Source organism: Janthinobacterium sp. SUN100, from assembly GCF_030397705.1.
Taxonomy (GTDB): domain Bacteria; phylum Pseudomonadota; class Gammaproteobacteria; order Burkholderiales; family Burkholderiaceae_D; genus Janthinobacterium; species Janthinobacterium kumbetense.
Genome location: NZ_JAPUBU010000001.1, coordinates 1,038,795 through 1,063,899, shown reverse-complemented (window position 1 = coordinate 1,063,899; position 25,105 = coordinate 1,038,795). Strand labels below are relative to the sequence as shown.

The 25,105-nt window shown below is 58.9% G+C and carries 19 protein-coding genes and 1 tRNA gene; 13 read left to right on the top strand and 7 right to left on the bottom strand.

Features of this window, described 5'->3' with window-relative positions; translation table 11 throughout:
* Positions 1-108: 108 nt before the first annotated feature.
* A complete protein-coding gene (locus O0881_RS04620) occupies positions 109-732 on the top strand; it encodes a 2OG-Fe(II) oxygenase (protein WP_289910365.1) in 624 nt (207 codons plus the stop codon).
* A 224-nt stretch (positions 733-956) separates the two neighbouring features.
* Positions 957-1,403, top strand: coding sequence for a CBS domain-containing protein (locus O0881_RS04615; protein WP_010398828.1), 447 nt, complete (start codon positions 957-959; stop codon positions 1,401-1,403).
* A 69-nt stretch (positions 1,404-1,472) separates the two neighbouring features.
* On the opposite strand, the gene O0881_RS04610 is transcribed toward O0881_RS04615, so the two are convergent.
* Positions 1,473-3,734, bottom strand: a complete 2,262-nt coding sequence (locus tag O0881_RS04610; protein WP_289910364.1) for an EAL domain-containing protein — start codon at positions 3,732-3,734, stop codon at positions 1,473-1,475.
* A 421-nt stretch (positions 3,735-4,155) separates the two neighbouring features.
* Between O0881_RS04610 and aroC the strand changes: the two genes are divergently transcribed.
* Positions 4,156-5,250 carry a chorismate synthase gene (gene aroC, locus O0881_RS04605; protein WP_035819465.1) on the top strand — a complete coding sequence of 365 codons (1,095 nt, stop codon included), beginning with the start codon at positions 4,156-4,158 and terminating at the stop codon, positions 5,248-5,250.
* Positions 5,251-5,457: 207 nt separating this feature from the next.
* On the opposite strand, the gene O0881_RS04600 is transcribed toward aroC, so the two are convergent.
* Together O0881_RS04600 and O0881_RS04595 are read right to left on the bottom strand one after the other, a co-directional pair.
* Complete coding sequence (locus O0881_RS04600; RefSeq protein WP_251348431.1) at positions 5,458-6,954, bottom strand: HDOD domain-containing protein; 1,497 nt, start codon at positions 6,952-6,954, stop codon at positions 5,458-5,460.
* Positions 6,951-8,690, bottom strand: coding sequence for an EAL domain-containing protein (locus O0881_RS04595; RefSeq protein ID WP_099668486.1), 1,740 nt, complete (start codon positions 8,688-8,690; stop codon positions 6,951-6,953). The genes O0881_RS04600 and O0881_RS04595 overlap by 4 nt, the downstream gene beginning before the upstream one ends.
* A 395-nt stretch (positions 8,691-9,085) precedes the next feature.
* On the opposite strand from O0881_RS04595, the gene O0881_RS04590 reads away from it, so the two are divergent.
* From O0881_RS04590 to O0881_RS04575, 4 genes are all read left to right on the top strand, one after another.
* Entirely contained in the window at positions 9,086-10,768 is a 1,683-nt protein-coding gene (locus O0881_RS04590) for an isovaleryl-CoA dehydrogenase (protein ID WP_289910363.1), read from the top strand.
* Between the two features lie 155 nt (positions 10,769-10,923).
* Complete coding sequence (gene upp / locus O0881_RS04585) at positions 10,924-11,574, top strand: uracil phosphoribosyltransferase (RefSeq protein ID WP_010398816.1); 651 nt, start codon at positions 10,924-10,926, stop codon at positions 11,572-11,574.
* Positions 11,575-11,596: 22 nt separating this feature from the next.
* A complete protein-coding gene (locus tag O0881_RS04580) occupies positions 11,597-11,959 on the top strand; it encodes an Hpt domain-containing protein (RefSeq protein ID WP_289910362.1) in 363 nt (120 codons plus the stop codon).
* Between the two features lie 299 nt (positions 11,960-12,258).
* Positions 12,259-12,462 (top strand): cold-shock protein, encoded by a 204-nt coding sequence (locus O0881_RS04575; RefSeq protein ID WP_010398811.1) that lies wholly within the window; start codon positions 12,259-12,261, stop codon positions 12,460-12,462.
* A 131-nt stretch (positions 12,463-12,593) separates the two neighbouring features.
* Here the strand turns inward: O0881_RS04575 and O0881_RS04570 are convergent, their stop codons facing one another.
* Positions 12,594-13,505 (bottom strand): LysR family transcriptional regulator, encoded by a 912-nt coding sequence (locus O0881_RS04570; RefSeq protein ID WP_289910361.1) that lies wholly within the window; start codon positions 13,503-13,505, stop codon positions 12,594-12,596.
* Between the two features lie 216 nt (positions 13,506-13,721).
* Between O0881_RS04570 and aceB the strand changes: the two genes are divergently transcribed.
* The gene (aceB, locus tag O0881_RS04565) at positions 13,722-15,320 is read left to right on the top strand and encodes a malate synthase A (RefSeq protein ID WP_289910360.1); all 1,599 of its coding nucleotides are present in this window, start codon (positions 13,722-13,724) and stop codon (positions 15,318-15,320) included.
* Positions 15,321-15,401: 81 nt separating this feature from the next.
* On the opposite strand, the gene gloB is transcribed toward aceB, so the two are convergent.
* Positions 15,402-16,211, bottom strand: coding sequence for a hydroxyacylglutathione hydrolase (gloB, locus tag O0881_RS04560; protein ID WP_289910359.1), 810 nt, complete (start codon positions 16,209-16,211; stop codon positions 15,402-15,404).
* 19 nt (positions 16,212-16,230) lie between these two features.
* Here gloB and O0881_RS04555 point away from each other — a divergent pair, with 19 nt between their 5' ends.
* The 5 genes from O0881_RS04555 to O0881_RS04535 all read left to right on the top strand — a co-directional run bounded on the left by O0881_RS04555 (position 16,231) and on the right by O0881_RS04535 (position 20,280).
* Positions 16,231-17,007 carry a class I SAM-dependent methyltransferase gene (locus tag O0881_RS04555; RefSeq protein WP_289910358.1) on the top strand — a complete coding sequence of 259 codons (777 nt, stop codon included), beginning with the start codon at positions 16,231-16,233 and terminating at the stop codon, positions 17,005-17,007.
* Entirely contained in the window at positions 17,000-17,437 is a 438-nt protein-coding gene (gene rnhA, locus O0881_RS04550) for a ribonuclease HI (protein WP_034784447.1), read from the top strand. Before O0881_RS04555 ends, rnhA begins: the two co-directional genes overlap by 8 nt.
* 103 nt (positions 17,438-17,540) lie before the next feature.
* Positions 17,541-18,257 carry a DNA polymerase III subunit epsilon gene (dnaQ, locus tag O0881_RS04545; RefSeq protein ID WP_099667648.1) on the top strand — a complete coding sequence of 239 codons (717 nt, stop codon included), beginning with the start codon at positions 17,541-17,543 and terminating at the stop codon, positions 18,255-18,257.
* An 81-nt stretch (positions 18,258-18,338) separates the two neighbouring features.
* Positions 18,339-18,413, top strand: a tRNA-Val gene (locus tag O0881_RS04540).
* 658 nt (positions 18,414-19,071) lie between these two features.
* Entirely contained in the window at positions 19,072-20,280 is a 1,209-nt protein-coding gene (locus O0881_RS04535) for an IS4 family transposase (protein WP_289910357.1), read from the top strand.
* Positions 20,281-20,400: 120 nt separating this feature from the next.
* Here the strand turns inward: O0881_RS04535 and O0881_RS04530 are convergent, their stop codons facing one another.
* Together O0881_RS04530 and O0881_RS04525 are read right to left on the bottom strand one after the other, a co-directional pair.
* The gene (locus O0881_RS04530; protein ID WP_289910356.1) at positions 20,401-24,183 is read right to left on the bottom strand and encodes a calcium-binding protein; all 3,783 of its coding nucleotides are present in this window, start codon (positions 24,181-24,183) and stop codon (positions 20,401-20,403) included.
* Between the two features lie 11 nt (positions 24,184-24,194).
* A complete protein-coding gene (locus O0881_RS04525) occupies positions 24,195-24,704 on the bottom strand; it encodes a hypothetical protein (RefSeq protein WP_289910355.1) in 510 nt (169 codons plus the stop codon).
* Positions 24,705-25,105: the final 401 nt, after the last annotated feature.

The window sequence follows — 25,105 nt, the reverse complement described above, 5'->3', positions numbered from 1 at the left end:
GCTGTTTGACCTGTGCGCGTGCGCCGCGCCGCAGGGAAGGCTGCTACGTGCCAGCGAAATCCTGGGCTTCAGGCGAACTCTCATCGCATGTCCACCAGGAAAGATTTTATGCCCGCAATATCGTTCGACGGCGCCCTTGCCGTACCCGGACCTTCTATCGTCGACGGCCTGTGCCACGCAGGCTGGCTCATGCAAGAGCATTTTATCTCCCCTGAACTGAGCCGCCAGCTGGCCGCCGAATGCGTGCAATCCATGCTCAGCGGCAAGATGAAGGGCGCCGGCGTGGGCAGCGGCCATGCGCCGCTGCTGCAGCCGGACATCCGCGGCGACCATATCGAATGGCTGGAAACGGGCCGCTCAGCCGCTTGCGACCGCTACCTGGAACACATGGAAGCGCTGCGCTGCATGCTCAACCGCGAGCTGTTCCTGGGGCTGGACGAGTATGAAAGCCATTTCGCCCTGTACGCGCCGGGCGCCTTTTACCGGGCCCATCTGGACCGTTTCCGCGACGACGACAAGCGCACGGTGTCCGTCGTGCTGTACCTCAACGATGACTGGCAGCCCGAGCACGGCGGCGCGCTGCGCCTGCACCCGCAGGGCGGCGAGCACGTCGATATCGCGCCGCAAGCGGGCCGCATGGCCATGTTCATGTCGGGCGAGATGCTGCACGAAGTGTTGCCGACGGCGCGCGAGCGCCTGTCGATCGCCGGCTGGTTCCGCCGCAGGGCGTGAGAAAAACTACTGCGCGTCGCGGGGCGCGGCCGGCGATGCTCACGGTACTCGCGTACCGCTGCGCTTCTCGGCCGCGCCGCGCATCCGCTCGCTACGTTTTTCTTGCCCGGCAATCCCCGTCGATTTGATTGCGCGCAAGGCTGGATTTTTCCGCAGGCATAGGCTACAGTCGCAGTAAGGGCTAGAATAACTAAAATACCAATCACGCGGACAGGACGGCCAATATGAAAGTATCTGAAATTCTCCAAGTCAAGGGCAATATCCTCTATACGGTCACGCCTGACCAGCCCCTGCTTGACGCGGCCAATACCATGGCTGAAAAGGACATCGGTTCGCTGGTGGTCATGGAGTTTGGCGACCTGGTCGGCATGCTGACCTTCCGCGAAGTGTTGAACGCGCTGCATGAAAACGCGGGCCAGATCGGCGGCGGCACCGTGCGCAAGCACATGGACGACCACCCGATCACCGTGACGCCTGACACGGAAGTCAACGAAGTGCGCCGCATCATGCTGGAAAAGCATGCGCGCTACCTGCCCGTCATGAATGCCAAGACCTTGCTGGGCGTCATTTCCTTCTACGACGTGGCGCGCGCCGTGCTCGAAGCGCAAAGCTTTGAAAACCAGATGCTCAAGGCCTACATCCGCGACTGGCCGGCCGAAACCACCGACTAAGCCTCACTCATGCAGTAAAAACAACGCCGGCAACTGCCGGCGTTTTGCATTGTCTATCCAGGGTGGCGTCTATGCGGCGCCCTGCAGCGCTTCATTGTTGAGCCAGCTGCCCAGCGCCGTGGCCGTCATGGGGCGGGCGAACAGGAAACCTTGCGCCATGGGGCAGCCCAGCGCCTGCAGTATCTGCGCCTGGCGCTCGTCTTCCACGCCTTCCGCGATGACTGCCAGGCCCAGGTTGCGGCCCAGCTGGATGACCATTTCGGCGATGCTGCTGCCGCGCGCGGAACCCGTGATTTCCGTCACGAAGGCGCGGTCGATCTTCAGGCGGTCCACTTGCAGGCGCTGCAAATAGGATAGGGAGGAAAAACCCGTGCCGAAGTCGTCGATGGCGATGCTCACGCCCGTTTGCTTGATCTGCCACAACATCTTGATCAATAAATCGGGCTCTTCCATGGCCATCGATTCCGTGATTTCCAGCTCGATGAACTCGGGCGGCGCCTGCGTTTCTTCCAGCGCGGCGCGCAGCATTTCCAAAAACAGGGGGTGGCGGAATTGCACTTGCGACACGTTGACGGACATGACGAAGTTGCGGTGGCCCTGCTCGCGCAGCAGCACCAGTTCGCGGCACGCCGTGCGCAGCACCCATTCGCCCAGGTCGATGATGATGCCGGAATACTCGGCGATGGGAATAAAACGGTCGGGCGAGATGAACTTGCCGTCCGGCGTCTGCCAGCGCAGCAGCGCTTCGGCTCCCACGGGGCGGCGCGTGGTCAGGTCGATCTGCGGTTGATACACGACAAACAGCTGGCCCTGGCTGAAAGCCCTGCGCAGCGCGTGCATCATGCGCACCCGTTCGCGGATTTCGATGCCCATGCTGCGCGAGAAATAGAAATGCCCGGCGCGCTGCTGGCTTTTCGCCCGTTTCAGGGCGATATCGGCATCTTTCAGCGCATCGGCGCCCGTGCCCGCATGTTCGCCCAGGCGCACCAGGCCCAGGGTGGCGGACAATTGCACGTCCTGGCCATCGATGCTGAACGGCGCCTGGAACAGGGCCAGGATCTTGGTCGGATTGACTTGCGACGAGTCGCCCAGCACGCAAAAGATGTCGCCGCCCAGGCGCGCCACGGTCAGCTGCGGGCCCAGCTGGGTCTGCAGGCGTCCCGCCACGGCCACGAGCAGCATGTCGCCGAACTGGTGGCCCAGCGCGTCGTTGGTCTCGGCAAAATGGTCGAGGTCCACCAGCGACAGGGTGGCGTCGTCGCGCGCGGGACCGGCCAGGGTGGCGTCGAGGATTTCCACCAGGCGCGTGCGGTTGGGCAGCTTCGACAACTGGTCGTAGAAGGCGGCATTGTGCAGGTGTGACACCAGTTCGACGTTGTCCAGGCCCACGGCGACGTTGCTGCAGAATACTTCCAGCAGGCTTTCATCGATGGCGGACAGGGGGCGCGGCAGCACCAGGTAGGCGGCCGCGTCGCGGCTGGCCTTGCCCGCGAAGTACAGGGTGGCGTAGTCGTGCGCGTACACATTGCGCCGCTGCGCCAGCGTGTGCTCGACGGCGGCCATCACGCGCGGGTTTTGCAGGCCGCACAGGGCGCTGTGCGGCAAGCTGGAAAAGCTGCCCGTGCAGGCCGAGACGAGCAATTCCCGCGCACCGTTGTCCTGCAAGTCCTGCACGCACAGCACGCCGTCGGCGCGGATGCCCAGCAGGTCGGCGATCTGCGCCAGCACGCCGGCCGAGAAGTTTTGCACGCCGTGCAGCGCCATCAGCTGCGTGCTGGCGTGGACGATGCGGTCCAGGCCGCGCCGGCTGCTGCTGATCGAACGGATCTGCTCGTACGAGCGGATGGCTGCCGTCACCGTGGTAAACAGCTTGATGCGCGTCAACTCGGACTTGGTCTTGTAGTCGTTGATGTCGAAATCGCGGATGGCGTCGATTTCCGGCGCATAGCCGGGCTGGCCCGTGCGCAGGATGATGCGCACATCCGTCATCTTGAGGGTTTCGCGGATATAGCGCACCAGGTGCAGGCCCGCGTCATCCTGTTCCATCACCACGTCGAGCAGGATGACGGCGATGTCGTCTTCATGCTTGAGCAGTTCGCGCGCCTGGCCGGCCGAATACGCATGCACGAATTCCAGCGGGCGGTGCTGCATTTCCAGGTTGCCCAGGGCGAAAGTGGTGGTGGAGTGGACGTCTTCATCGTCATCGATGATCATCACCCGCCAGACGCTGCGCGGTGCGACGGCCAGCGGCGCCGCTGGTTGCTCATCGAGGAATACCAGGTCGTCGTGATCGTCCTTGTTGGCGTCAAGGGGGATGATCGGTGCGGGCATGTATAGCTTCTCCAGGATGACTCGATATTTTTACGAGCGCGTCACAAAAAGCCCATGGCGTTGTTGCGTTGCCTCGCCGTACTTGCGTACTGTCTTCGGCAACGCGCCTAGCCCTGGGCATTTTGTGACGTGCTCTCGGCGCAGCCCAAATGCGGTTTGGTAACCTGTATTGTGTAGCGCGCTTTGATCCAAGTATATAGCTATTTAATAAGCAAAATGTTTTTTTAAGTCTATTCTGTGGAGCAATATTTCTTGAATTGCATGATTGCAACTCATATTTGGTGTTTTTTATATGAAAAAAAACACGGTATTTGAAAATGGCGATTTTGGCGGGGCAATATCGGCCTTGCTGAGGCATTAGCGGCATGGCATGCCCCGCAGGCTGGTAGAATTGAGTTTTCCAGTCCTCACAATTCCTACTATGTCCGGCAATTCTTTTGGCAAGCTGTTTACTGTTACCACTTTCGGCGAATCGCATGGCCCGGCCATCGGCTGCGTGATCGATGGCTGTCCTCCGGGATTGATCCTGTCGGAAGCCGATATCCAGCCCGAGCTGGACCGCCGCAAGCCCGGCACGTCGCGCCATGTGACGCAGCGCCAGGAATCGGATACGGTGGAAATCCTCTCCGGCGTGTACCAGGGCGTGACGACGGGCACGCCGATTGCCCTGCTGATCCGCAATGAAGACCAGCGCAGCAAGGATTACGGCAATATCGCGGAAAGCTTCCGCCCCGGCCACGCCGACTACACCTACTGGCACAAGTATGGCGTGCGCGATCCGCGCGGCGGCGGACGCTCGTCGGCGCGCCTGACGGCGCCCGTCGTGGGCGCGGCGGCGATCGCCAAGAAATGGCTGCTGCAGCAGTACGGCACCACGTTCAAGGGCTGCATGAGCCAGCTGGGTGACATTCCCGTGCCGTTCCAGTCGTGGGAGCACGTGCATGCGAATCCGTTCTTTGCCGCCAGCGGCGATGCGGACCTGATCGCGCGCATGGAAGACGCCATGGACCAGTTGCGCCGCGACGGCGATTCCATCGGCGCGCGCATCGACGTGATTGCGCAAAACGTGCCGGTGGGACTGGGCCAGCCCATCTACGACAAGCTGGATGCCGACATCGCCTACGCCATGATGGGCATCAATGCCGTCAAGGGCGTGGAAATCGGCGCCGGTTTCGATTCGGTGGCGCAAAAGGGTTCCGAGCACGGAGACGAACTGACGCCGGAAGGTTTTATCGGCAATAACGCCGGCGGCGTCCTGGGCGGCATTTCGACGGGGCAGGATATCAGCGTCTCGATCGCCATCAAGCCGACTTCGTCGATCCGCACGCCGCGCCGCTCGATCGACAAGGAGGGCAATCCCGTGATGGTGGAAACGTTCGGCCGCCACGACCCGTGCGTGGGCATCCGCGCCACGCCGATCGCCGAAGCCATGCTGGCGCTGGTGCTGATCGACCACGCCCTGATGCACCGCGCGCAGTGCGGCGATGTCAGCGTGAATACGCCGAAGTTGAAATAAGCTGAATGTTGTCGGATGACGGGCCTGCGGCCCTGATCCGACCTGCGACCTGGATGGTCGTTTTCTCGTTTAACAACGACACTTGCGACACCTGACAAAACCGTAGCGAGCGGAAGGGAGAGGTGGCTAAGAAGCGCAACCGTACTCTAGTACGGTGAGCATCGCAGGCCGCCTATGCCGACGCGCAGTAGGTTTGGTCAGGTGTTCTCATGCCACCTTATTCGCCACCAATTCCAATTGGTGGCGCATCTCCACCGACTGCACCAACAACGCCCGGATATCGTTGATCAGGTTGAACTCCGTCTGGTTCAACTGGATCGGCGGGAAGCTGTCGTCCCAGTCGCCATATAAAAATCCCGTGGGGTGGCCGTTGGCCGACAGGGGCAGCACGACGAAGCTGCGCGCTTCCGACAGCGTCGCTTTCCACCATTGCGGCAGCTTGGCGGCAAATTTCGGGTCGCGCGCGTTGTCGATGAAGATCACGCGGTCGCTGTTGAGGGCCGCGTGGAAGACGTTCGGTTCATACGCGTCGCCAAACACCATCAGGTCCTGCAGGTCGGCCATGCCTTCGCCCATGCTGATGCGCGCCGAATACAGATGATCCCTGTGGTTGCGCACGAACGCCACCGAGCGCGAAAAATCGAAGCCCTGGTGCAGCGTTTCGAGCGCCATCGAGACCATCTGGCCCGGGCTGGCGCTGCCGATAGCGCCGCGCAGGTCGGCCAGGCCGCCGATCAGCACGCGGTTGCCTTCGGCGCGCATGCGCGTCGACGCCAGCTGGCGCGCGCGCCGCTCGGCCGGTTTCGACAGGGGCGCGATCGACAGGTCGGCCGCCGCCATCGCCTTGGCCTTGTCCACGGCCACTACGAGGTCGGTCGCGGTGATGCCCAGGGTGCCCGCATAATCGTCGATCAGCGCGTGCACCTGCGCCGCGCCGGCCGCGTCGTCATGCCACAGCGAGTCGGCGCAGCGCGCCGCCATCGTCGACAGGCCCGCCATCCAGTCGGCGCCGCTGACGGGCGCATTGTCCGGCGACGGGTCCATCGGACGCATGCCGTTGATCAGGTGCTGCGGCAAGCCCCAGTGGGCGGCCGTGGCATAGCCCACTTCCGGCAGCGAGAGGCCGAGGATTTCGCGCGCGGCGGCCGCCTCGTTGCCGGGACCCGCATGCGCCTGCATGCGTGCCCAGAAGTCCGTCATGTAGAACGTCACCATCATGCGGCCCAGGGTGTGCAGCATCGAGCAGACGACGGCTTGCTCCGCCTGCAGGCTGCCGGCGCTGGTGGCCACCTGCTGCGCCACCATCCCGGCCAGCACGGCCTTTTCCATTTCCACGTGGGCGCTGACGGAATCGGGTGACGCCTGCGACAGTTCCTCGATCAGTTTCAGTCCCAGCGCCAGGTGGCCGATGGCGTCGATGCCCAGCACCAGCACGGCCTTCGAGACCGTGTTGACGCGCTGGCCGAAGGCGGAATACATGCCGCTGTTGGCCAGCCGCAGCACCTTGTGCGTGAGGACGGGGTCGGACAGCACCGTTTGCGTGATGTCGAATTCGTGGTCATCCTCGCCGCGCATGGCGCCGAGGATGGCGCTGATGGCCTTCGCGAAGCCGGGCATGTCGCCCTGCTGGCGTGTGCGCGCCCACAGCAGGTCCAGGGTGTTTTTGCCGAGCTGTGTCGGCGCCGTGAAATGACCTGGATTCATTGCACCCCTCCGCGCGGTTCATTGGCAGACGGCGCAGGCACCAGCGCCGCATAGGTTTTGTCGCTCAAGGCCGATAGCGCGGCGTGGGCCGGCATCGGTTTGCCCGTCAGGTAGCCTTGCACATACTGGCAGCCGCGCGATTCCATGAAGTGCATCTGCTCCTCGGTTTCCACGCCCTCGGCCACCACGGACAGGTTCAAATGCTTGGCCAGGTCGAGAATGGTGTTGCAGATGGCCGCATCCTTGCTCGATTCTGGCAAGTCCTTGATGAAGGTGCGGTCGATCTTCAGCACGGAAATGGGGAAGCGCTTCAGATACGCGAGCGAGGAATAGCCGGTGCCGAAATCGTCGATGGCGATGCGCGCGCGGCGCTCCGTCATCTTGACGAGGATTGTTTCCGCATGCACGGGGTCGATCATCAGGGTGCCTTCCGTAATTTCCAGCACCAGGTGTTCGCCGGACAGCCCCGAAAACGCGATGGCGTCGTCGAGGATATCGAGGAATTTGTCGTTGCGGAACTGGCGCGGGCTGATGTTGACGGAGATGTACAGCGGTCGTTTGGCCACTTCCTGGAACTGCTTGAGCTGTACGCAGGCCGCCTTCAGCGCCCAGGCGCCCAGCAGGTTGATCAACCCATTGGCTTCGGCAATCGGGATGAAGCGCACGGGCGGCACCAGGCCCAGGGTCGGGTGCTTCCAGCGCATCAGGGTTTCGAAACCCTGGATTTGCCGCGTGTGCGCATCGACGATGGGCTGGTAAAAGAGTAAAAACTCGCCTTCGCGCACGGCGTGGAACATGGCCGCTTCCAGCGAAATATCGTGTTCCGACGGGCCGTTCAGGCGCGGGCTGTAGACCAGGCAGCGGGCCTTGCCCGTTTCCTTTGCGCGCGACATGGCCGCATCGGCCAGCGCCACCAGGCGCACTTCATCTTCCGCATGCAGCGGATAGATCGATACGCCGACCGAGGCGCCGACATAGATCGTGTGGCCATCGACTTCGAACGGCGCCTGCAGGGTCGCCAGCAGGCGGCCCGTCACCAGCTTGATCTGCGCGTCCGTGGCGCTGCCGGGCAGTACGGCGACGAATTCATCGCCGCCCACGCGCGCCAGGGTGTCGCTGTCGCGCAGCGTCTTGCGCAGGCGCGCCGCGGCCAGGCGCAGCACGGCGTCGCCGACGGGGTGGCCCAGGCCATCGTTGACCTTTTTAAAGCCATCGAGACCGATCGTGGCGACGGAAAACCCCTGGCCCGAACGGGCGGCCTGGGCGATCACCATGCGGATGCGGTCCGACAGCAGCAAACGGTTCGGCAAGCCCGTGAGCGCATCGTGCGTGGCCATGTGGCGCAGCCGTTCTTCCGTATTGTGCTGGGCCGACGTGTCGCGCCCGACCACCAGCAATTCGGCCACGCCGGCCGCGTTCATATATGAGGACAGGCGCAGCTCGAACCAGATTTCCTGGTCCGGCGTCTGCAGCCGCACTTCCAGGCGGCCCGGTTCTTCCAGGGCGTCTTCCAGCGCGGCTTGCAGCGCCGCGCGCGACGCTTCGGCGGCCAGCGGCAGCAGCAAATGGCCGGACAGGCCCGCAGGTGCGCCAAACAGGGTGGCCGCGCGCTTGCTGGCGAACAGGATCAGGCCGTCCGTATCGAGCCGGAACACGACGTCGCCTGCCTCTTCCATGAGGTTGTCCAACTCGTGGCGAGCCTCGCGGTGGGCGGCGGATGGGGTACTGGAAAACATCGTGCTGGCTTTTACCTTTTTGTTATCAGTGCCGGCGCTCGCTGCAGGGCAGGGCGCCAACGGAAAGAATGCATCGTGCGTGACGCGTGCCATAGTGGCCGGAAGGCGGCTATCGGAACGCGATCCACACGAAATGTATCATTGAAAAGCACCCGATTACATGAAATAGAGCAACATTGCTTCAGGTTTTGTAAATATTCCTGCCTTCCATGAAAAAAATCATGCCGCGCGACACACGCAGGCATTTTCGTTCCACATGGAAACATTTATCTGCGCTTGCTTCCACTGGCGCGCTTGCCCCGCCATGCGCTTTGCGCTAGTCTGGCTGGCAGACGGTGTTGACGGTGCGCCAGCGACGGCAAGGGCGCCATGATAACAAATCGCGGGAGACCTCCATGAATGCCTTTGACACGCATGAAGTTTTCAACCAGGCCACGCCCTTTGAAAACGTCAATCTGTTCGCCTGCGACCCGGCGCTGATCGAGGCGCTGCTGCGCGAGGGCGGCGGCGCGGCGTTGCAGGAGCTCGACGCGCTGGGCGACAGGCTGGGGCGCGCCGAGACCTATGCGCTGGCGCGCCTGGCCAATATCCACACGCCCGAGCTGCAGCAGTTCGACCGGGCCGGGCGCCGCATCGACGAGGTGCTGTTCCATCCGGCCTGGCATGAGCTGATGGCCATCCTCGTGGGCGCCGGCGCGCACGCTTCGCCGTGGGCGTCGCCCGGTCCCGGCGCCCAGGTGGCGCGCGCGGCCGCCTATCTATTAGTGGGGCAGGTGGAAAACGGCACGCAATGTCCCGTGACGATGACGTATGCCTCGGTGCCGGCCTTGCGCCAGGCGCTTGATCTGCCGCAAATCGCGCAGCGCTGGCTGCCGAAAATCCTGTCGCGCGACTACGATCCCCGCTCCCTGCCCGTGGAGCAGAAACGCGGCGCCCTGATCGGCATGGGCATGACGGAAAAGCAGGGCGGCTCCGACGTGCGCAGCAACACCACGCGCGCTACGCAGGTGCCGCCGGCCGAGGCGCAGGCGCTGTTCGGCGACGAGGCCGCCGGCGCCTGGCGCATCGTCGGCCACAAGTGGTTTTTCTCGGCGCCGCAGTGCGATGCGCATCTGATCCTGGCGCAGGCGGACGAGGGGGGATTGTCGTGCTTTTTCCTGCCCCGCTACCTGCCCGACGGCAGCCGCAACGCCATCCGCGTGCAGCGCCTGAAGGATAAGCTGGGCAACCGCTCGAATGCCTCGTCGGAAGTGGAGTTCACGAATGCCTACGGCTGGCTCGTGGGACAGCCGGGGCGGGGCATCCCCACCATCCTGGAAATGGCCAGCCATACGCGCCTCGACTGCGTGCTGGGCAGCGCAGGCATCATGCGCGCCGCCTTGACGCAGGCGTTGCACCATGCGCGCCAGCGGGCCGTGTTCGGCAAGCCGGTGGCCGAACAGCCACTGATGCAAAACGTGCTGGCCGACCTGGCGCTGGAATCGGAAGCCGCCACGGCGTTTGCGCTGCGCCTGGCCCGCTGTTTCGATGAAAAAGATGATGCAGGGCAAGCCATGCTGGCGCGCGTGCTCACGCCGGCCGGCAAGTACTGGATTTGCAAGCGGGGTCCCGGTTTCGGCTTCGAAGCGATGGAAGTGCTGGGCGGCACCGGTTATGTGGAAGAGGCGCCGCTGGCGCGCTTGTACCGCGAATTGCCCGTCAATTCGATCTGGGAAGGCTCGGGCAACGTCATGTGCCTCGACGTCTTGCGCGCCTTCGGCAAGTCGCCGGCCGCGCGCGACGCCCTGGCGGCCGAGCTGGCGCTGGCCGGCGATGACGATGCCATTTTCACCGGCTACCGCGCGCGCCTGCTGGCCGACCTGGATGGGCCGCAAACGGATGAATTCGGCGCGCGGCAATTGGCGGAGCGCATCGTGCTGGCCGTGCAGGCCGGCTTGCTGCAGCGCCACGCGCCGCCGTTCGTCGCGCAAGCGTTCCTGCAGTCGCGGCTGGTGCAGGCGCCGGGCGGGGCGTATGGCCGCTTGCCGACAGGCACCGATTGCGCGGCCATCCTGGCGCGCGCGCTGCGCGAGTACTGAGTTTGCCTCCGCTTGGGTACGCAATTATTTCGAAAATTCCGGCCACAGGCGGGCTGGGGGCTGGGATAATGCTGCAATCCATCATTTTATCGATACACAGCGCGCTTGCGGCCCAGGCTTGCCGCCGCGCCAGCTAGCATAGAAAGAAAAACAATATGAAACAAGACCCGCGCTTCCCGAATTTGTTCATTACCGATCACCCTTTGATCCAGCACAAACTGAGCCACATGCGCGAGCACGACACGTCGACGCGCACCTTCCGCGAATTGCTCAAGGAAATCACCTTGCTGATGGGCTATGAAATCACGCGCGACTTGCCGCTGACGACGCGCGAAATCAAGACGCCGCTGGTGACCATCGACGCGCCCGTCATCGCCGGCAAGAAACTGGCCATCGTGCCCATCCTGCGCGCCGGCATCGGCATGAGCGATGGCTTGCTGAACCTGGTGCCATCGGCGCGCGTGGGCCACATCGGCGTGTACCGCGACCCGGCCACCCACATGCCCGTGGAATACCTGGTGCGCCTGCCGGACTTGAACGAGCGCACCTTCATCTTGTGCGACCCGATGGTGGCGACCGGCAATTCGGCCGTGTATGCCGTCGACGTGTTGAAAAAACGGGGCGTGACGGACGAGCAGATCATCTTCCTGGCCCTGGTTGCCGCACCGGAAGGCGTGACCGTGTTCCAGAATGCGCATCCGAACGTCAAGATGTTCTGCGCTTCGCTCGATTCGCACCTCGACGACCACGCCTACATCGTGCCGGGCTTGGGCGACGCCGGCGACCGCATCTTCGGCACCAAGTAAACCGGTTCAGGCGAGTATTGCGATGGCAACCTTGATCGACCCGGATTTTCGCGCGCGTTTGCGCGCCCTGAATGAAAAATATGCGGCTGGCGTGCCGGCCCTGATGCAGACGATCACGCAGGCAAGCGGCCGCTGCGACAGCGAAGGCCCCCGTCTGGAACCGTTGACGGAGCTGCACCGCGCGCTGCATGCGGTGGCCGGCTCGGCCGCCACCTTCGGTTTTGCCGCGCTGGGGCAGGAGTGCCGGCGCCTCGAACAGCTGGTGCGCGCCATGCTCAATGCCCCTGCGCAAGCGGTGGCGGATTGGCCTGGCGTGCGGGCGCAAGTGGTGGCGCTACTGGACTGGGCGGGACGCGATGCGGCGGCCACCCATTTCACCGCCTAGGTGACCTCGCACATAGTCATGTGGTTGCAATGATTCATTTGATACAACGCAAAGCACCCGCGTCGCAGATTAGGATATAGTGTGTCCATGCCGCTGGTACAGGGCGCCGCAAGACGGGGATTTGGCTATTAAAGTAGTGTTCGCAAGTTTATTTTGCGAAAGAATGGTTTTTCTCAGTTTTGTTGGTATAATTGGGCATCGTTGGATTCGAGGTAGTAGTGCAGTTTGTCTGTCATTTCTTTCTTGCTTCAAACGATATAACGGGCGCAAGCCCAACTTAACTGAAATAGGAAATTGTAATGGCAACTGGCATCGTAAAATGGTTCAATGATTCGAAGGGTTTCGGCTTTATTACCCCTGACGAAGGCGGCGAAGATCTGTTCGCTCACTTCTCGGCTATCCAGTCGAACGGCTTCAAGTCCCTGCAAGAGAACCAACGCGTTTCTTTTGAAGTGACCGCTGGCCCTAAAGGCAAGCAAGCTTCGAACATTCAGCCAATCTAATACGCTGGATCAAACGAAATAAAGAAATCCTCGGTCTCCGAGGATTTTTTTTCGCCTGAATTTCCGTGAGGCATGGGTTTTGTGTGGGCTAAGTGGCTCTTTTGTCATGCGGCAGGTTTGGTCCCGCGTCCTCAGATAGCGCGTTCGCGCCAGTAATCTGGTTGTGAATAGCTATGCCTTAAAAAATCCACGAACGCCCGTATGCGCAGCGGCAAGTGGCGGCGCTGGGCGAACACGGCGTAGATATCGTTGCCCGGGGCGGCGAACTGGTCCAGCACCGTCGCCAGCTGGCCCGAGGCGATCTCGGCGCCCACTTCCCACATCGAGCGCCACGCCAGGCCCTTGCCGGCCAGCGCCCAGTCGTGCAGCACTTCGCCATCGTTGCAGACCATATTGCCGGCCACCTTTAAAATCACATTCTTGCCGTTTTCGCGGAAAGTCCAGCCCCGCTGGCTGCCTTCGCTGCTGATCGCCAGGCAATTGTGCTTCGCCAAGTCGGCCGGGATGCGCGGCGTGCCCGCCCGTTTCAGATAGGCGGGCGAGCCGACCAGTACGCGCTGGTTGTCCGCCAGCTTGGTGCTCACGAGCGAGGAATCGGACAGGCTGGCGATGCGGATGGCCACGTCGATGCCTTCGCCGATCAGGTCGACGAGGCGGTCGTTCAGGTTCAGCGACACCGTCACGTCGCGGTGTTCGGCGACAAACGAGGGGATCAGGGGCGCCACATGCTGGCGGCCGAAGCCGGCCGGCGCGGAAATGAGCAAATGGCCGCTGGCCTTCACGCTGCGCTCGGCCACGGCCGCTTCCGCCTCTTCCAGTTCGCCCAGGATGCGCTGGCAATCTTCCAGGAAGGCGGCGCCTTCATTCGTCAAGGCCAGCTTGCGCGTCGTGCGCTGGAGTAATTTGACGCCCAGGCGCTGCTCCAGCGCATCGAGGCGCCGGCCTATCATGGCTGGCGCGATGCCTTCCGCGCGCGCGGCAGCCGACAGGCTGCCCTTGGCCACCACTTCCACGAACGTTGATATTTGTCTGAACTGGCCCATGTTGTGCTCCCGCAATGCCATCACTTGTGATAAAAACGCATAGATGAAGTGATTTTTAATCTCGTTTCCATGCCTTATAGTGCAATACTATAGAACAAATGCGCCGCCCGGCAGAGTGTTTTTGCGCCTCTATCCAGCTTGCCTGCGCAGTCGTTCGGCTTATACTTGGATCACCAGATTACCTTTGATTATATTTACTAAAAACCGGAGAACTTCATGACGCAGAACACGATCGCACTTCCCGAAGGCATGCAAATCACGGGTGCCATTGCACCCGGCTACGAACAGATCCTGACGCCGGCCGCGCTGGCCCTGGTGGCCAAGCTGACGCGCGCCTTCGAGCCGCGCCGCCAGGAATTGCTGGCTGTGCGCGTGGAGCGGGCCAAGCGCCTCGACGCGGGCGAGCGTCCTGATTTCTTGCCAGAAACCGCACACATCCGCGACGGCGACTGGAAGATCGCGCCGATTCCGAAGGCGCTGGAATGCCGCCGCGTGGAAATCACCGGTCCCGTCGAGCGCAAGATGGTCATCAACGCCTTCAATTCCGGCGCGGACAGCTACATGACGGACTTCGAAGATTCGAACACGCCGAACTGGGATAACCAGCTGACGGGCCAGATCAATATGTTCGACGCCGTGCGCAAGACGATTTCGCTGGAGCAAAATGGCAAGTCCTACAAGCTGAACGACAAGATCGCGACACTCGTCGTGCGTCCGCGCGGCTGGCACCTCGATGAAAAGCACGTGCTGGTCGACGGCAAGCGCATTTCCGGCGGCATTTTCGATTTCGCGCTGTTCATGTTCCATAACGCCAAGGAACAACTGGCGCGCGGCGCCGGCCCGTACTTCTACCTGCCGAAGATGGAATCGCACCTGGAAGCGCGCCTGTGGAACGATATCTTCGTCATGACGCAAAACGAGTTGGGCTTGCCACAAGGCACGATCAAGGCGACCGTGCTGATCGAAACCATCCTGGCCGCCTTCGAGATGGATGAAATCCTGTACGAGCTGAAAGAGCACAGCTCGGGCTTGAACGCGGGCCGCTGGGATTACATCTTCTCGTGCATCAAGAAATTCAAGCTGGACAAGGATTTCTGCCTGGCCGACCGCGCGAAAGTCACGATGACGGCGCCGTTCATGCGCGCCTACGCCTTGCTGCTGCTGAAAACCTGTCATAAGCGTGGCGCACCGGCCATCGGCGGCATGGCAGCCTTGATCCCGATCAAGAACGATCCGGAAAAGAACGACATCGCCATGGGCGGCGTGCGCAACGACAAGGCGCGCGACGCCACCGACGGCTATGACGGCGGCTGGGTCGCTCATCCGGGCCTGGTGGAACTGGCCATGGGCGAGTTCACGAAAGTGCTGGGCGACAAGCCGAACCAGATCGAGAAACAGCGTCCCGACATCGACGTGAAAGCGTCGGACTTGCTGAACTTCCAGCCGGAAGCGCCGATCACGGAAGCGGGCTTGCGCTACAACATCAACGTGGGCATCCACTACCTGGGCAGCTGGCTGGCCGGCAACGGTTGCGTGCCCATCCACAACCTGATGGAAGACGCCGCCACGGCCGAGATCAGCCGTTCGCAAGTGTGGCAATGGATTCGTTCGAGCAAGGGTGTGCTGGAAGATGGCCGCAAGGTGACGGCCGAGATGGTGCGCGCCATGATTCCGGAAGAGCTGGCCAAAGTGCAGCGCGATGCGCCGGGCGGCAACGGCCCGACCTATGTGCGCGCAGGACAAATCTTCGAGGAAATGTCGACGTCGGAATCGTTCGCCGAATTCCTGACCTTGCCGCTGTACGAAGAAATCTGATCCTGATCAACTAGATCGATAAAAAAATCCCGGCGATGCATACAAGCATCTGCCGGGATTTTTTATGGCGGTAGGGCGGACTTAAAAGCTGTTTTTCCACATCCGCAAGGCGGCAAATGCTTCCACTGGCGAGGCATCGGTGGCCAGCTTGCCTTCCACCTTCAGACTGGTCAGGATCGCCGGTTCGCGGTAGCGCAGGAAGGGATTCGTGGCCTTCTCCAGGGCAATGGTCGACGGCACGGTGGACAAGCCTTGCTGGCGCTTTTCCGTGTCGATGGCGATGCGTTCCTGCAAGGCCACATTGCCCGGTTCGACGGCGTTGGCGAAGCGCAGATTGGACAAGGTGTACTCATGCGCGCAAAATACCTCGGTATCGTCGGGCAGGGCGGCCAGCTTGCCCAGCGAGTCGGCCATCTGGCCAGGCGTGCCTTCGAACAGGCGGCCGCAGCCGCCCGCAAACAGGGTGTCGCCGGAAAACAGCCAGGGTGCGCCGCTGCGCTCGTCGCGCTGGCGCACGTAGGCAATATGGCCCTTCGTATGGCCGGGCACGTCGATGACGGCCAGTTGCAAGCCCAGCTCGGGCACGTGGGCGACATCGCCTTCGGCAAGCGGTTCCGTGATGGCTGTGATAGCCTCATTGCGCGGGCCGAAGACGGGGACGGCGAAATGCTGCAACAATTCAGGTACGCCGCCCGTGTGGTCGGCGTGGTGATGCGTGAGTAAAATGGCGGACAAGGTCAACTGATGGGCTTGCAGCGCATCGAGGATGGCCGTCGCATCGCCGGGGTCGACCACGGCGGCATGGCGGCCGTCATGGATCAGCCACAGGTAATTGTCGGCAAAGGCGGGCACGGCAAGTACCGATAAAGCGTGTTCAGGGGAGTGTGTCATGAGCAAAAGAGAAAACTGAATGGACAGTGTGGCATCCGAAAAATCCATTATAGCGCTTGACGGCTGGCTGCAGACACCGGCCGGTCTGTACGTGCGTGCCTGGGAGCAGCAATGCCTCGACAGTTTGACTGTCGATATCTTCGGTTTTAATGCCGTGCAGATCGGCTTGCCCCAGCTCGATGCGCTGGCGGCCAACCGCATGCCGAACAAATGGCTGCTCGATGCGCGCCTGCCGTCGCGTCCGCCGCAGGAAAGCCGGTTGACCCTCGTGTCGGCCTTCGACGAGTTGCCGTTCGACTCGCAAAGCCTGGACCTGGTGGTCTTGCCGCACGTCCTCGAGTTTGCCGCCGAGCCGCACCAGGTCTTGCGCGAAGTCGAGCGCGTGCTGATCCCGGAAGGGCGCGTGATCGTCTGCGGCTTCAATCCGGCCAGCCTGTGGGGCATGCGCCAGGGAGTGGGGCGGGTCACGGGCCGGCATTACTTGCCGCAGGCGGGCGAGCTGATCTCTATGCCGCGCATGAAAGACTGGTTAAAATTGCTGAACATGGGCGTGAGCCAAAGCTATTTCGGCTGCTACGCGCCTGCTTGCAGGACGGAAAAATGGCTGCGCCGCAACGCCTTCATGGACAAGGCCGGTGCGCGCTGGTGGCCATATCTTGGCGCAGTGTATATAGTGCAGGCGATCAAGCGCGTCAAAGGGATGCGTTTGATCGGTCCGGCGTGGACCAAAAAACCGGCGACGGCGCCCGCAGGCGCACCGGTCACGAATAAAAGGCGGGAACAGCAAGATGGATAAGGTTGAGATTTACGCCGATGGCGCATGCAAGGGCAATCCCGGCACGGGCGGCTGGGGCGCGCTGATGGTGGCCGATGGCGCCAAGAAAGAAATTTACGGCGGGGAACTGAATACGACGAATAACCGCATGGAATTGAAGGCCGTGATCGAAGCCTTGACGGCGCTCAAACGTCCCTGCCAAGTGGTGCTGTATACCGATAGCCAGTATGTGCAAAAGGGTATCAGCGAATGGATCCACGGCTGGAAAGCACGCGGCTGGAAAACGGCCGCCAAGGCACCAGTGAAAAACGTCGACTTGTGGCAGGCGCTCGATACGGCCCAGGCCGTGCATGAAGTGGAATGGCGCTGGGTGCGCGGCCATAACGGCCATCCGGGCAATGAGCGGGCCGATCAGCTGGCCAACCTGGGCGTGGAAACCGTACGCGCCTGAGAACTGAAATTTCCTGCCATGCAGCTGCGGGCAGGGCGTAACCGAAGGGCACAGGTTTGCTATACTGTGCCCTTCGCTTTTTGCTTTTAAGACTGAATCTGCCATGCGTCAAATTGTCCTCGATACTGAAACCACCGGCCTGAACCCGCGCACGGGCGACCGCATCCTGGAGATCGGGGCGGTCGAACTGAACAACCGCATGTTGACGGGGAATAATTTTCACCATTACATCAATCCCGAACGCGACTCGGAAGAGGGCGCGCTGGCCGTCCACGGATTGACGACGGAATTCCTCAGCGACAAGCCGAAATTCGCGGAAATCGCCGACGAGTTTCGTGCCTACATCGCCGACGCCGAACTGATCATCCACAACGCCCCGTTCGATATCGGCTTCCTGAACGCGGAATTCAAGCGCTTGAACTTGCCGCCAGTCCACGAGCAAGTACATGGCGTGATCGACACCCTGGTGCAGGCGAAGGAAATGCACCCAGGCAAGCGCAACTCGCTCGACGCCCTGTGCGACCGCTACGGCGTCTCGAACGCCCACCGCAAGCTGCACGGCGCGCTGCTTGACTCCGAATTGCTGGCTGACGTCTACCTGGCCATGACGCGCGGCCAGAACAGCCTGAGCATGGAAGAAGAGGTGGAAGTGGCCGCCGACGGCGCCGCCCTGGAAATCGTGCCCCTGGCCGAAGTCATCTTCCAGAGCGCCAGCGCCGACGAACTGGCCGCCCACGAAGCCACCATCGCCGGCCTCGACAAGGCCGCCAAAGGCCAGTGCATCTGGACCGCCGTCACGTCGCCGCCAGCGGCCGCGTGAGAAAGAAGCGGGGCACGATAAATTTCCTCTCGCCAGCCCTTGCAGATGCCGCAACACCTATGCGATAATTCGCCTCGCTTCGGGAGGTTAGCTCAGGGGTAGAGCACTGCATTCACACTGCAGGGGTCGCAAGTTCGAAACTTGCACTTCCCACCAAGAATTCGTTTGATATCAAAGGCTTACACTGATCCAGTGTAGGCCTTTTTTGTTTGGTACGGGAAAAGTACGGGAAACAGACTCGGACCTATGCGGACGATGCTGGACAGCGAGAGGATCGCTGCGCTGGCGTTGCGATTCTGAAGGCGGCGTGTTCAGCAGAGTTTAGGCGCGCGCGGTAACAGTAGACCGATCTGGAAGCGGCGCTGCGGACGATTCCAGCGCAGCGCATGAAGGTCGGCAGGGAGCATCACGTGCCGCTGTCTGGTGAGGCGTTTGCGCTGCTGCGCGCATTGCCGCGTCAGGGGCACGTCATCTTTTCAGGTCGCAAGCGTGGCGCGCAGTTGTCGGAAATCAGTTTGACGACATTACCGTACATGGTTACCGTTCTTCGTTCCGCGACTGGTGCGCCGAGGCGGCAGCCAATACCTTTTCGAGCGAGGTATGCGAGCATGCGCTGGCACACCGCTTGCCAGACAGGAAGCCCCCCCCCAATCCACCCAAGTTAAGGAGCAAGCCCGCGCAATTGCTGGCAAATCAATGAAATAGTGCTTGACGTGGCACTGGCTTTGCGCGGCCGCCGCCTTGCTGACATCTCTTTTTTCGACAGCGGCAAGGCGGCGGCCAATGAAGGTCTTTTGATCTTCATTGGCCTTTCATGTCGCTCGCTTCCTTGCTGTCCGATTTCTCCGACCATCTTCAATCCGACCAGTCCCGTCTTACCGCCCGCCATCCTGATCATCCGACAGCGTTTCAACGGCGCCGCAAACTGCCGCTACCGTCCTTGGTGGCGCTCATGCTCACCGGCATGCGCAAGAGCGTGCAAACCGAACTTGATGAATTCTTTGGTCATCTGCAACAGCAGGCGCAACTGACGCACCAGGTGGGCGCCCAGGCTTTCGCTCAGGCACGCTCGAAACTTGCTACCACGGCCATGCCAGAGCTTAACGACTGGCTCATTGCACAAGTACAGCAGCATGGCTACCTGCCGCGCTGGCACGGTTTCAGGCTGGTCGCCGCTGACGCCTCGACCGTTCGCTTTGGCTTGCGCGCCAGCCATGTCAAACGTGCCGCCGTGGCCGATCAACTGGTGTTTGGCTTGTTTCTGCCCGGTGCCGAATTGATGCTCTCGGCCTCGCTATACAGCACCGATGTCGGTGAACGCCAGATGCTGTTCGAACAGCTCGACCGGCTTGGCAAGGATGATCTGCTGTTGCTCGACCGAGGCTACCCGTGCTATTGGATGCCTGCCGTATTGAACCAGCGCCACATTGCCTTCTGCATGCGTGTCGAACAGGCGCGCGGTGGCGGCTTTCCCTGCGTCAATCAGTTTCTGAAGTCGGGGCTGCAGGAGCAGATCGTCACGCTGCAGGCGCCGGATCGACGCGATGCGCTTGACTATGAATGTCCCATTGCGCCGCAGACCGTGCGCCTGATACGCCACGTTGCCTCGACCGGCAAGGTGCGTGTTCTGATGACCAATTTACTGGAGGTTGAACAATTCCCTGCCGCATTGTTCGAAGACCTCTACCACCAACGCTGGCGCATCGAGGAAGCCTTCAAGCGCCTCAAACACCGCCTCCATCTGGAGCACGTGACGGGACTGTCACAGCAGGCCCTGATGCAGGATCTGGCCGCCAAGGTACTATGCGATAACCTGCAGGCGTTGGCGAGCTGTGCCGCCGGCCAGCAAGATGCATTGCCGACGGACAGACGCATCAACCGCGCCTATGTCCATTCGGTACTCAAGCCGCTCTTGCCATCGTTGCTGCGTGGGCTGGCGGCAGCCCACTTGCTTGCCGACGCGCTGGCTCTGATCGCCAAGCGAACGTTTTTACATCGCCCAGGACAATCAAGGTCACGGTAAACCAACGCCTACAAGCCCCATAAATACATGGCCTACAAGGCTGCTTGATGGCAGCCTGTTGCTTAACTTGGGTGGATTGGCTTATCTCCTCCTCAAAACATTTATCGCAAACCGCTGAAACTAGCCATATACAGCAGCCTGATTGGACACTACACCCACGATCACTGCAGGGTAGAGTTCGCCTATATCCCACGACACGCCTTCAGCGACCAAACTGTGCTCGCTATCGTTTTCCATCAGCGGCAACTCTGCCACTTTCGCTAAAAGGGTGGCAGCGTCCCATGCGGTGCCGTCGGCAAACTCAACTCGTTCGATGCGGCTATCACTGCTCCAATATTCGACTGTGACGCTGTCGTCCGTACCTTCGACCGCCAGCACAACATCGCCTCCAGAGCGCGACAGGGTGACATCGGAGGCCTCGATGTTCGGGCCAAACCGGATTATATCGATATCACCACTGCTGTAGTCAAACTCTGTAATCGTGTCATTTCCGTCACCGCGCCCGAACACATATATGTCGCTGCCGGTAGAACCGCTCAAGTGATCATCCCCTTTTCCACCAATGAAGACATTAGCGCCTTTATCACCATTGATCCAGTCGTCGGCATCAGTGCCAGCGAAAGGCAGGAGCGCGACTTTCGCCATCAGAACGGACGCGTCCCATACTGTTGCATCAGCGAATTCGACGCGCTCAATACGATAGGAGCTACCGCCGTTCCAGTTGCTAATCGTAATGGTGTCGTCTGAATCTGCAATTGTTAGCACGACGTCGTTTCCTGAACGAGATAAAGTGATATCTGCGGCGCTAATATTGCTACCGAAGCGGATCGTATCGACGTCGTCGTCGCTATAGCCGAATTCGTGAATCGTATCTCTGCCATCACCGCGGTCAAACAAATAGGTATCGCTGCCTGCCCAGCCACTAAGGTTGTCGTTACCTTTTTTGCCGGTAATAAGATTCGCACCTTTATCTCCATCAAGCCAGTCATCGCCATTGCTTCCAGTGAAGGGCGCCGTACCAAACTTCGCCATCAGTGTGGCTACATCCCATACCGTTCCATCAGCAAACTTCGTTTGTTCGATTTGATAATAGCTACCAACGTTCCAATTATTGATGGTAATGCTGTCGTCGGTGCCAAAGATCGACAGCGTGATATTATTCCCCGACCTAAAGACGGCGATATCGTTCGCGGTGATACTCGCGCCGAATTGGATAGTGTCGATATCGTCACTGCTAAAGCCGAACTCCTTAATCGTGTCCCGGCCGTCGCCACGTCCGAAGAGATAAATATCGCTTCCGGTCGATCCTGTGAGCAGATCATCGCCTTTTCCGCCATTGAAGACATTGGCGCCATCGTCGCCATTCAGGATGTCATCCCCATCAGTTCCCACATAGGGCAGCAACCCGATTTTGGCCATCAGCAGGGAATGATCCCATACGGTACCATCAGAAAATTCGACTCGTTCAATGCTCTCGTTGTTCCAGTTACTGATGGAGATGCTATCTCCGGTATCAATTATCGTTAAGACCACACTACTTCCAGAGCGTGCTAGGACAACGTCAGTGGCACTGACACCGGCTCCGAAGCGAATTGTATCGACATCGCTGCCCGTGCCATCGTCGCTAATCGAGTCCTTGCCATCGCTGCGACCAAATACATAGGTGTCGCTTCCGCTGGAGCCGATTAGTTGGTCATCGCCTTTCCCCCCGATGAAGACATCGTTATCCTGGCCCCCTTCGAGCACGTCATTACCATCCGTTCCCACGAACGGCACCGCTGCTACTTTTCCCCGCACGGTAGGCACATCCCAAGCGGAACCGTCAGCAAATTCAGCCCGGATTTTACAGAGGCTATTCCAATTATTAATGGTGACACTTTCCCCCGAACCAGAAATTGTCAATACAACACCATCTTTCGAACGTGAAAAAATGATGTCGGAAGCAGTAATACCCGCACCGAAGATGATCGCATCGACGCCGTTATAGCTACGACCAAAATTTGCTAACGAGTCATGCCCCCCACCGCGTTCAAACAAATAAGTATCACTTCCTCCTGTACCGTTTAACTCGTCGTCGCCCGCTCCGGAAGGGAGGACGGTTTCATCCCTAGGATCTGGAATGATCACCACTAATGGCGGCAATTGAGAGAATTTATCTGACAGCGCGCGAGCGTCCCATACGGTCCCATCAGCAAATTCGACTCGCGCTGGACGAAATTGGCTACCGACACCACCGTTAATGAATGTGATTTTTCCCTCACCCATCGACATAACAAGATCTGACTCTGACCTCGAGAAAGTGATTGAACTTGGCGTAATTCCCGCACCCAGTTTTAGGGTATCGAATCCGGTGCCGTTTGATCCATATTCCTGAATCCAGTCATCGCCATCACCTTGATTGTAGACATAGGTATCAGCGAACTCGCTACCGTACAGTACATCATTTCCTCTCCCCCCGTTTAACGTCGTCGATACCCCATCACTAAATAAAAAATCATCGTCGCCAGTTGGGCGGTTTCCGACCCAAGGTGCGCCGTCCAATCGAGCTAACATTGCTAGAACACCGGGCTTATACATTGAATTTTCTCCATCTAACCAGCCTATCTCGCTTGCGCGTGGGTCAAGATGAATTCCAAAGTCCCCGTTTTTCCAATTCTTGACAATCGTCGAACCGTTGATGACCAAGTCAGGACCATAAATCCCGTATTGATTTCCATAATCATCTCCGAAGAGGTAATAACTTCCATCGTATCTCTTTCCGCCATGCAAAACATAGCCGTCGTCGATAATCGATCCTAAACTATCACTATCGATAATAGTATGTCCATAATTTCTGGAGGATATGTAATAGGTGTCCTCTCCCTCGCCTCCATTTAATACGCTGCCTCCCAGCTCACCATGAAGAACATCATTACCTTTACCTCCGACGAGTATATCTAAGCCAGCTCCACCGATTAAAGTATCACTATCATTTCCACCAACAATATAATCATTCATATCGGTCCCGACTAATTTGTCGTTGCCGCCGCCACCTATTAAAACCAATCCTTTTTTACCACTTTCAATGTAATATCTAGCCATGGGATCGACAATAGTTAAGGCGTCAATCCTTGCTTCACTCAACACATCACTGCCAGCCGTGCCATACAGTATTACACGGCCATCGGCATCAACTGTATTTGTTGTTCCTTCGTTCCAAAGATTGGTAACAAACGATGGAAATTCTGAAATTAATTTCACAACATTCAATTCATTCCGAATTACAAGATTACTCACGGAAGTATTATAGTCAGATTGTGAAAAATTCTTCACCGGTATCTGATCGTCGCTGAATGACAGTATGACTGTCCTCCCTATACCAGAAGGATCAATCGCTGGTTCAAGCGCCAAGTTCGCGAGTTTGCCCACCCCATCACCGGCCTTAAAGTCAAAGTTTTCTGGCGAGCCGTCTTTGACGCGAGGGATTATCGCAAAATTCTCGATTGATCTGTTGCCGTTCTGATCAACGATGAAGCGAGCACGTGGATCGATTTGAAATTGGGTAGTGTTCCAAATGTACGCCCTTTCAACCATATCGTCTAAACCATCGTCATAGAGCCATTGCTGAAGTACCAAACCACCACTTACGATACCGAATGCAGAAAAGAGATCGGCCTTTTGGTAAGAGCCTGCTTGCAGCATGGACGATGCATCAGTTCCTGTCGGATTAAAAAACTTGTCGATTACCTCAAATAAGACAGGATTGGCGAACCGCCCAGGCCCTGTGGACATATACTCAACTGTATTAATCGAAACAGTCGACGTTTCATCAACGGGCCGGATCATCAATGCGGTGTCGATCGTTGCTGGTTTATTTGAACTACCGTAAAGATAATAATTTGTAACTTCTTGCGCAGTAATCATAGTTCTCTCTTTTATATACCATTCCAAACAATCCCGCAGTTTGTTATCGCGTACATTGTTTCCCTTTGCAACATCTTGCGTTTACCAGTGGAATCGATATAAAGTATGAAATATCGAATTTCGACAAAAGAAGATTTAGTTCCCATGGCGCGATCGAAAAGTGTCGCGCGCGCATCCTCAATATCACTCGGTTGTTGCGTTACGCGACAACAATTTTTGTTCAAATCTTTAAATTCACTAATATTTTTATATGGTACAGGGTAATTTTCTCCTGCCATCTCAGTAGATAACGGTGATGCATTGCGATCAAATCGTCGGCGAAGCTCCGAATTTGTTTTTGGATAATATTTAAAAAGCTCAATGATTGCTAAATCAATTTTTTTTTCGTCTGAAATTAACGCATTCGTTTCCGAGCAATATCCTTGAAAATTACGATATCCAAGATGTAAGTAGTGGACCAGCATCCCAATAATAATTATTAAGATGACTGAGAAAAAAAATTTTGAGAATGTCGGTTTCATCTGGCTGAATAAATTACCGTAGGACACGGCGGTTTTATAGAAGGATTACGTATAAGCGAGGGAAATTGCATATTTTGATGCCACGTCACATAGCCTAGAAACGTTTTCTTGTCGAGTTTATTGAGGTGTAGCACGTGGATACCCGTTTTTCTGATATTAACCTGACGGCAGTAACAGTAATTCTGCCACCTAATGGCAGGTTGAACTGACGGCACTGTTCGCAGATAGAAAAAAAGGCGGGGAAGCTGATAGCTATGAAGTTGCAAACGATTATTGTGCCTGAACGTCATACACTCATCTAATGAATTACTCTAGCTGATAGAATATACCAATTACGTTTTGGCAAATCTATTCAATTCTCACATGATGGCTGTTTTCTCTCGAATAGCTAAGAATGAAAC